The organism is Phenylobacterium sp., from assembly GCF_020402505.1.
Lineage (GTDB): Bacteria > Pseudomonadota > Alphaproteobacteria > Caulobacterales > Caulobacteraceae > Phenylobacterium.
Genome location: NZ_JADBZL010000147.1, coordinates 20840 through 27620 on the forward strand (window position 1 = coordinate 20840; position 6781 = coordinate 27620).

The window sequence follows — 6781 nt, forward strand, 5'->3', positions numbered from 1 at the left end:
GCGCACAATCGAGTCGAAGTTGTTAGCTGTGTGAGGCGTGATACCATTCCTCGAAATCGGGGGAGTCGGGATGATAATCGAGAGAAGGAGCATTTGGTACACTATCGCGGCCATCGGCGTTTGCGCCGTGTCTTTCGTAGGCGCCAAACAACTCGCTTCTGACGGCATCGCCACCGCTCGGCGCGCGCTGACGCCTCAGGCGAACGTGGAGGCCAGCCTGGAACGCGCTATCTCCAATCAGGCTGGGTTCACCGCGCTTGCCCGGAATTTTCCGACCGAATGGGCGACCATGCGTGAGGAAATGGCCGCAGATATAAAATCACAAATGCCGATTGAAGGGGTCAGCGCGCGGGCGTACGCGCGAAGTCGCGTTTTCATTTCGAGACAAGCAGAGGCAACTGCATCCGCACCCACACCTGCTCTTATTCAGATGTTAGCCTCTGAATTTGATTTCATTTCTGAGCTGCAGCGTGAGAACGTTGAATACTGCGCTGATTTCGGAATACGGGGATTGAAACCAGGTTCAAAGCTCAGCCTTGTCATGATGCAGAAGCTTGATTTCATATTTCGAGACCGCGTGATCGCCACCCGTCAGGGTCTAGACCATCCCCAGCGACGCAACCCCAGTGAGGATGAGGATTGGGCGCTTGTCGCAACCAATATGCGGGCAAATGGGGTCGCTGATTCAACGCTTGAAGCTCTAAAGAATCCCGCGTCAGCAAGTCCTGACATCCTATGCGAAGGATCAGTTCAGTTCTATCGCGCATTGTATGAGTTGCCCCCTGAGCAAGGGGCAAGGCTCTTTGGGGAAATCACTCGGGATGCTGCGAAGACAGCCGGTTAGCTCTCTTTTTTGCGGCGTGGAATCCTGTGGCTCTGACACCGTTTTGTGGCGCGCCAGCTTCAATCCTCATGCCAACGCCCCGCCCGATAGAACCCTAACCACATCCGAATTCGGGTGGCGCGCCCAAGACTTGGGTTCGACAAGGAATCAATTGTAGTTGCCGGACTCTGACCGCCTAACCCATTGATTTCACTGGCGCACCCGACACGATTCGAACGTGTGACCTTTGCCTTCGGAGGGCAACGCTCTATCCAGCTGAGCTACGGGTGCGTCTTCAGCGGAGGGGCCTTCTAGCCGAAAGGCGGGCGGATGGCGAGGGGGGGAATGCAGCCCGCCGGGCCGCCTATTCCCCGGCCCCCACCAGGGTCTTGCCCAGGCCCTGGCCGGATAGGGCGAACTCCAGAGCCGGGCCGTAGTCCTCGAGGGCGAAGCGGCGGCCTTCGGGGGGCGACAAGCGGCCCTCCGCCACCCAGGCGAGGAGGCGGTCGAGGGTCTGGGCGGCGCGCGGGCCCTCGAACAGCAGGAACTGGCGCACGTCCACCCCGGTGAGGGAGGCGCCCTTCATGAGGGGCAGGTTGGCGGGAAGGGCCGGGATGGGGCCGCCGGCGAAGCCCACCACCAGGTGGCGGCCGCCCCAGGCGAGGGAGCGGAAGGCCGGCTCGAACAGGGGTCCGCAGACGGGGTCGAAGATGACGTCCGGCCCCTTGCCGCCGCACAGGGCCTTGAGCCGGTCGCGCCAGCCCTCCGCCTCTGTGTCGAGGGTCGCGTCCGCGCCGCAGGCCGCGGCGAAGGCGCGCTTCTCGGGGGTGGAGGCACAGGCGATGACCCGGGCGCCGAGGATCTTCCCCACCTGGACGGCGGCGGTCCCCACGCCCCCCGCTGCGCCCAGGACCAGCAGGGTCTCGCCGGGCCGCAGGGCCGCCCTGTGCTCCAGGCCGTGCAGGGCGGTGAGGTGGTTGATCCGGAAACCCGCCGCCTGGCCGGAGGTCATGTTCGCGGGAAGGCGTGCGCAGGCGACGGCGGGCGCCAGGGCGAGGTCGGCGAAGCCCCCCGCCACGGTGGCCATCACCCGGTCGCCGGGCGCCAGGCCCGCCACCCCCTCGCCGAGGGCGTCGACCACCCCGGCGACCTCCTGGCCCGGGGTGTGCGGCAGGGGCGGCTTGACCTGGTAGCGGCCGAGGGCGACCAGGGCGTCGACATAGCCGAGGCCGCAGTCGGTGATGCGCAGGCGCACCTGGCCCGGGCCGGGCTCGGGAACCGGCGCCTCCACCAGGCTGTAGCCCGACAGCCTCTCGAGGCTCTCGCCGACGACCTTGCGCATCCGCTCCACCCCCTCAGGCCAGGCCCAGCATGCGCGGCAGGTCGGGCTGGCCCGTGTGGGCCGTCAGTCCGCCGTCCACCGCCAGGACGGAGCCGGTCATGTAGCTGGCGTCGTCGGAGGCCAGGAAGGCGACGACGGCGGCGATCTCCTCGGGGCGGGCGAACCGGCCCATGGGGACCCGGGCGTCCCAGGCCTCGCGCACCCCCTGCAGGTCGTTGATCCCGGCGATGATGGGCGTGTCCACGGGCCCGGGGCAGACGGCGTTGACCCGGATATTCTCCCGGGCATGGTCGATGGCCACGGCCCGGGTCAGGTTGATCACCCCGGCCTTGGCGGCGTTGTAGGCGGCGAAGGAGAAGTCGGCCGCCAGGCCGGAGATGGAGGCGGTGTTGATGATGGCCCCGCCGCCGCGGGCGCGCAGGGCGGGGATGGCCGCCTTGCAGCCGTAGAAGACGGCGGAGAGGTCGATGTCGATGACCCGGCGCCAGTCCTCCACCGGCAGGTCGACCACATTGGAGAAGCTGCCGATCCCGGCGTTGTTGAACAGGATGTCCAGGCCGCCAAAGGCCTGGACGGCGTCGGCCACGAGAGCCACGACCTCACCGAACTCGGCCACGTCGACCCGGCGGAAGCGCGCCCGGCCCTCGCCCAGTTCCGCCGCCAGAGCCTCGCCGCCCTCTGCGTTCAGGTCGGCCAGGAGCACCGAGGCGCCTTCGGCGTGGAACCGGCGCGCCGCAGCGGCGCCAATGCCGGAGGCCCCGCCGGTGATGACCGCAACCTTGCCTGCGAACCGTTCCATGGGCGCCTCCATCTGTCATCCGAGCCTCCACCCTGCCCCAGCCGGGCCGGAATTGCATCCCTGGGGGCGGGTCAGGAGCCGAACCCCGCAGTCCCCCGGGTATTGAAGCCGTGGCCCGGGCGGCGGAGGATGGCGCCATGCTGCTCACCGTCCGGCCCCTGGCCATCGACACCTTCCGCGAGAACACCGTGCTCCTGTCCCGGGACTGCCGGGCCCTGCGGCCCGAGCGGCTGGCGGGGGTGCGCAAGGTCGAGGTGCGGGCCGGCGGGCGGACCCTGATGGCCGGGGTGGTGATCTGCGATGATCCCGCCCTGGTCGGACCGGACGAGGCGGGGCTGACCCAGCCGGCCTTCCGGCGGCTGGGGGTCCCGGCCGGGAGCGAGGTGCGCATCACCCCGGCGCCGCCGCCCCGGGGCGCGGCGGCCCTGCGCGCCAAGATCGCCGGAGCCACCCTGAGCGACGCCCAGATCGAGGAGGTGGTGCACGACCTGGCCGACCACCGCTGGTCGGACATCGAGATCTCGGCCTTCCTTGTCGCCTGCGCCAGCTTCATGAGCCCCGAGGAGACCCTGGCCCTGACCCGGGCCATGGCCGGCGCCGGGCGGCGGCTCTCCTGGAACCGGCCCCTGGTGGCGGACAAGCACTGCATCGGCGGGGTGCCGGGCAATCGCACCTCGCTCATCGTCGCGCCGGTGGCGGCGGCGCATGGTCTGATCACCCCCAAGACCTCCTCCCGGGCCATCACCTCGCCGGCGGGGACGGCCGACGCCATGGAGGTCCTGGCCCGGGTCGACCTGAACGAGGAGGAGATGCGCGAGGTGGTCGAACGCTGCGGCGGCTGCATTGTCTGGGGCGGGCGGGTGAACCTGTCGCCGGTGGACGACGTGCTGATCTCGGTGGAGCGACCCCTGTCCCTCGACACCCCCGAGCAGATGGTGGCCTCCATCCTGTCCAAGAAGCTGGCGGCGGGCTCCACCCACCTGCTCCTCGACCTGCCCTCTGGTCCGGGGTCGAAGATGCGCGAGCCCGGGACGGCCCTGCGGCTGCGAAAGCTGTTCGAATTCGTCGCCGACCGGGTGGGCCTGAAGGTCGACATCGTGGAGACCGACGGCTCGCATCCCGTGGGACGCGGGGTCGGCCCGGCCCTGGAGGCCCGCGACGTCCTGGCCGTCCTGCGCGGCGAGGCCGGGGCGCCGGCCGACCTGAGGGAGAAGTCGATCCGCCTGGCCGGTCGGCTGATCGAGCTGGACCCGGACTGCCCCGGCGGCTCGGGCGAGGCCCGGGCCCGGGAGCTGATCGCCTCGGGCGCGGCCCTCGCCAAGCTGGAGGCCATCGCGGAGGCTCAGGGGCCGTCACCTCTCGCGGGCGGCCTGAAGCCGGGCGACCTCGTCCGGGAGGTGGCGGCGGCCAAGGACGGGGTGGTCGCGGGCGTGGACTGCCTGCGGATCGCCCGGATCGCCCGTCTGGCCGGGGCCCCCACCGACCCCGGGGCGGGGCTCGACCTCCTGAAGGGCCGGGGCGAGCGGGTGCGGCAGGGCGAGCCCCTCTATCGCCTGCACGCCGAAGACCCCTCGGACTTCGCCCTGGCCTGCGAGGCGGCGGGCGAGGACAGCGGCTTCGCCCTCGCATGAGCCCGGAAGTCCACGCCTTCCCGGACGAGGCTGGGCCAGCCGGGCGGTTCGCCGGCGCCCTCGGCCTGCCCCTGCGCCTGATCCGGCCCCACGCCTTCCCGGACGGGGAGTCCCGGCCTGTCGTCATGGCGACGGCGGGGTCCGCCGCCATCCTCTATCGCAGCCTCGCCCGCCCCGACGGCCGGCTCATGCCCCTGCTTCTGGCCGCGGACGCCCTGCGGCGGGCCGGGGCGGCGCGGGTCGACCTGGTCGCGCCCTACCTGCCCTACATGCGCCAGGACCGGGTCTTTGCGCCGGGCGAGCCCCTCAGCCAGGCGGTGATCGGCCGGGTCCTCTCCGGGGCCTTCGACCGGATCCTGACCCTCGAGGCCCACCTCCACCGGACGCCGGACCTGGCGGGCGTCTTCCCCGGGCGGGTCGCGCGCAACGCCGGCGGCGGGGAGGTGCTGGCGGAAGCCCTGGCGCACCTTCGCCCGCGGGTCAGCCTCGTGGCGGGACCGGATTCCGAGAGCGCCGCCTGGGCGGGGGCGGTCGCGCGCCGGCTGGGCGCGGGCGTCCTCGTCGCCGGCAAGCGCCGCCTGGGAGACCGCGATGTGACCGTTCAGTACCCGGATGATCCGAGGCTGGACGGAGCCCACATCGCCCTGGTGGACGACATCTGCTCCAGCGGCGGCACCCTGGCGGCGGCGGCCCGGGCCCTGAAGGCTGCCGGAGCGGCGCGGATCACCGCCGCCGTGGTGCACGGCCTCCACGACGCGCGCACCGTTCGGGCCCTGAAGGCGGCCGGGATCGACCGGCTCATTGTCACGGACTCCGTCGCCGGGCCCGGGCGACGCCTGCCGGTGGCCGGCGCCCTGGCCCGGGCCTGGCGGGAGATGGACGCCGCCTGAACGCCCTCAGATCTCCAGGCAGATCTTCCCGAAGTGCTTCTGCGACATCTGGTGCGCGAAGGCGGCGGCGATGCCGTCGAGGGGGAAGGTCGAGTCGATGACCGGACGGATCGTCGAGACCTCCAGGGCCCGGATCATCTCCTCCTGTTCCTGGCGGGAGCCGACGGTGACGCCCTTCACGGCGACATTCTTGGACATGATCAGGGCCGTGGGCACCTCGCCGGCGAAGCCCGCGAGAACGCCGATCAGAGAGACATGACCGCCGATGCGCGTGGCCGTGACCGACTGGGCCAGGGTGCCCGCCCCGCCGATCTCCACCACCACGTCCACGCCCCGGCCGCCGGTCAGGGCGGCGGCGGCGGCGCCCCATTCCGGGGTCTGGCGGTAGTTGATCAGGTGATCGGCCCCCAGGGCCTTCAGCCTCTCCAGCTTCTCGTCCGACGAGGAGGTGGAGATCACGGTGGCCCCCGCGGCCTTGGCCAGCTGCAGGGCGAAGATGGACACGCCTCCGGTGCCCTGGGTCAGGACCACGTCGCCGGGCTTGATCCGCGCCTCGACCATCAGGGCGCGCCAGGCGGTGAGGGCCGCGCAGGGCAGGGTGGCGGCCTCGGCGAAGGACCAGCCCGCGGGCATGCGGGTGAAGGCCAGGGCCGGCATGGCGACATATTCGGCTGCGAAACCGTCGGCATGGTCGCCGGGCACGCCGATCAGCCGCTCCAGGGCCGGGCCGCCCGTCGCCCAGTTGGGGAAGAAGGTCGACAGGACCTTGTCGCCGGGGGCGTAGCCCGTCACCCCCTCGCCCACGGCGACCACCTCGCCGGCCCCGTCTGACATGGGGATCCGTCCGTCGGCGGCGGGCAGCATGCCGGCGACCACTGCGAAGTCGTGGAAGTTCAGCGAGCTGGCGCGGACCCGCACCAGGAGCTCGCCGGGACCGGCGACGGGCTGGGCCCGATCCTCGATGACCAGCTTGTCCAGCCCGCCCGGGGCCTTCACGGCGGCGACTTTCATGGGCCTCTCCCTGCCTGGCCCCGCAGGGCCGATGTTGTCCGGGGCGCACAATGGACACTCCGGCGCGCATCGCAAGATCACGCGACGTCAGCCCTTGCGCCGCCAGGCCGACGGGCGTAACCGGAGCGGGTCAAAGGGGAGTAGCCCTCCGCCAGCCCCGGCGGACCCCCGCGTCAACACACTTGGCCGGCATGGCCATGGCGCGGGGAGAGCGGGCCGTCCTTCGGGACGGCGGTTCGGGCGAGACCGATGGCGCTGTAGCCCCGTTCTGTCGGGCGGGGGCTG

Annotated in this window: 6 protein-coding genes, 1 tRNA gene and 1 riboswitch; of the genes, 3 read left to right on the plus strand and 4 right to left on the minus strand. The window is 71.2% G+C overall.

What is annotated here, in order from left to right; all coding sequences use genetic code 11:
* Positions 1-70: 70 nt before the first annotated feature.
* Positions 71-844 carry a hypothetical protein gene (locus IM632_RS10660; RefSeq protein ID WP_296484502.1) on the plus strand — a complete coding sequence of 258 codons (774 nt, stop codon included), beginning with the start codon at positions 71-73 and terminating at the stop codon, positions 842-844.
* A gap of 193 nt (positions 845-1037) precedes the next feature.
* On the opposite strand, the gene IM632_RS10665 is transcribed toward IM632_RS10660, so the two are convergent.
* The 3 genes from IM632_RS10665 to IM632_RS10675 form a co-directional block, all read right to left on the minus strand.
* Positions 1038-1114: transfer RNA gene (locus IM632_RS10665), tRNA-Arg, on the minus strand.
* A 73-nt stretch (positions 1115-1187) separates the two neighbouring features.
* Positions 1188-2165 (minus strand): NADPH:quinone oxidoreductase family protein, encoded by a 978-nt coding sequence (locus IM632_RS10670; RefSeq protein ID WP_296484504.1) that lies wholly within the window; start codon positions 2163-2165, stop codon positions 1188-1190.
* A gap of 13 nt (positions 2166-2178) precedes the next feature.
* Positions 2179-2964 carry an SDR family NAD(P)-dependent oxidoreductase gene (locus IM632_RS10675; protein ID WP_296484506.1) on the minus strand — a complete coding sequence of 262 codons (786 nt, stop codon included), beginning with the start codon at positions 2962-2964 and terminating at the stop codon, positions 2179-2181.
* A 137-nt stretch (positions 2965-3101) separates the two neighbouring features.
* Between IM632_RS10675 and IM632_RS10680 the strand changes: the two genes are divergently transcribed.
* Positions 3102-4595 (plus strand): thymidine phosphorylase family protein, encoded by a 1494-nt coding sequence (locus IM632_RS10680; RefSeq protein WP_296484509.1) that lies wholly within the window; start codon positions 3102-3104, stop codon positions 4593-4595.
* Entirely contained in the window at positions 4592-5485 is an 894-nt protein-coding gene (gene prs, locus IM632_RS10685; RefSeq protein ID WP_296499325.1) for a ribose-phosphate diphosphokinase, read from the plus strand. Before IM632_RS10680 ends, prs begins: the two co-directional genes overlap by 4 nt.
* 6 nt (positions 5486-5491) lie before the next feature.
* On the opposite strand, the gene IM632_RS10690 is transcribed toward prs, so the two are convergent.
* Positions 5492-6496: an NAD(P)-dependent alcohol dehydrogenase gene (locus IM632_RS10690; RefSeq protein WP_296484516.1), complete on the minus strand. Its 1005-nt coding sequence runs from the start codon at positions 6494-6496 to the stop codon at positions 5492-5494.
* A 117-nt stretch (positions 6497-6613) separates the two neighbouring features.
* Positions 6614-6766, plus strand: a riboswitch (yybP-ykoY riboswitch).
* The last annotated feature ends 15 nt before the right edge of the window (positions 6767-6781 follow it).

Coding starts and splice junctions, on each gene's coding strand:
- IM632_RS10660 (WP_296484502.1), top strand. CDS start 71: ATGATAATCGAGAGAAGGAGCATTTGGTACACTATCGCGGCCATCGGC.
- IM632_RS10670 (WP_296484504.1), bottom strand. CDS start 2,165: ATGCGCAAGGTCGTCGGCGAGAGCCTCGAGAGGCTGTCGGGCTACAGC.
- IM632_RS10675 (WP_296484506.1), bottom strand. CDS start 2,964: ATGGAACGGTTCGCAGGCAAGGTTGCGGTCATCACCGGCGGGGCCTCC.
- IM632_RS10680 (WP_296484509.1), top strand. CDS start 3,102: ATGCTGCTCACCGTCCGGCCCCTGGCCATCGACACCTTCCGCGAGAAC.
- prs (WP_296499325.1), top strand. CDS start 4,592: ATGAGCCCGGAAGTCCACGCCTTCCCGGACGAGGCTGGGCCAGCCGGG.
- IM632_RS10690 (WP_296484516.1), bottom strand. CDS start 6,496: ATGAAAGTCGCCGCCGTGAAGGCCCCGGGCGGGCTGGACAAGCTGGTC.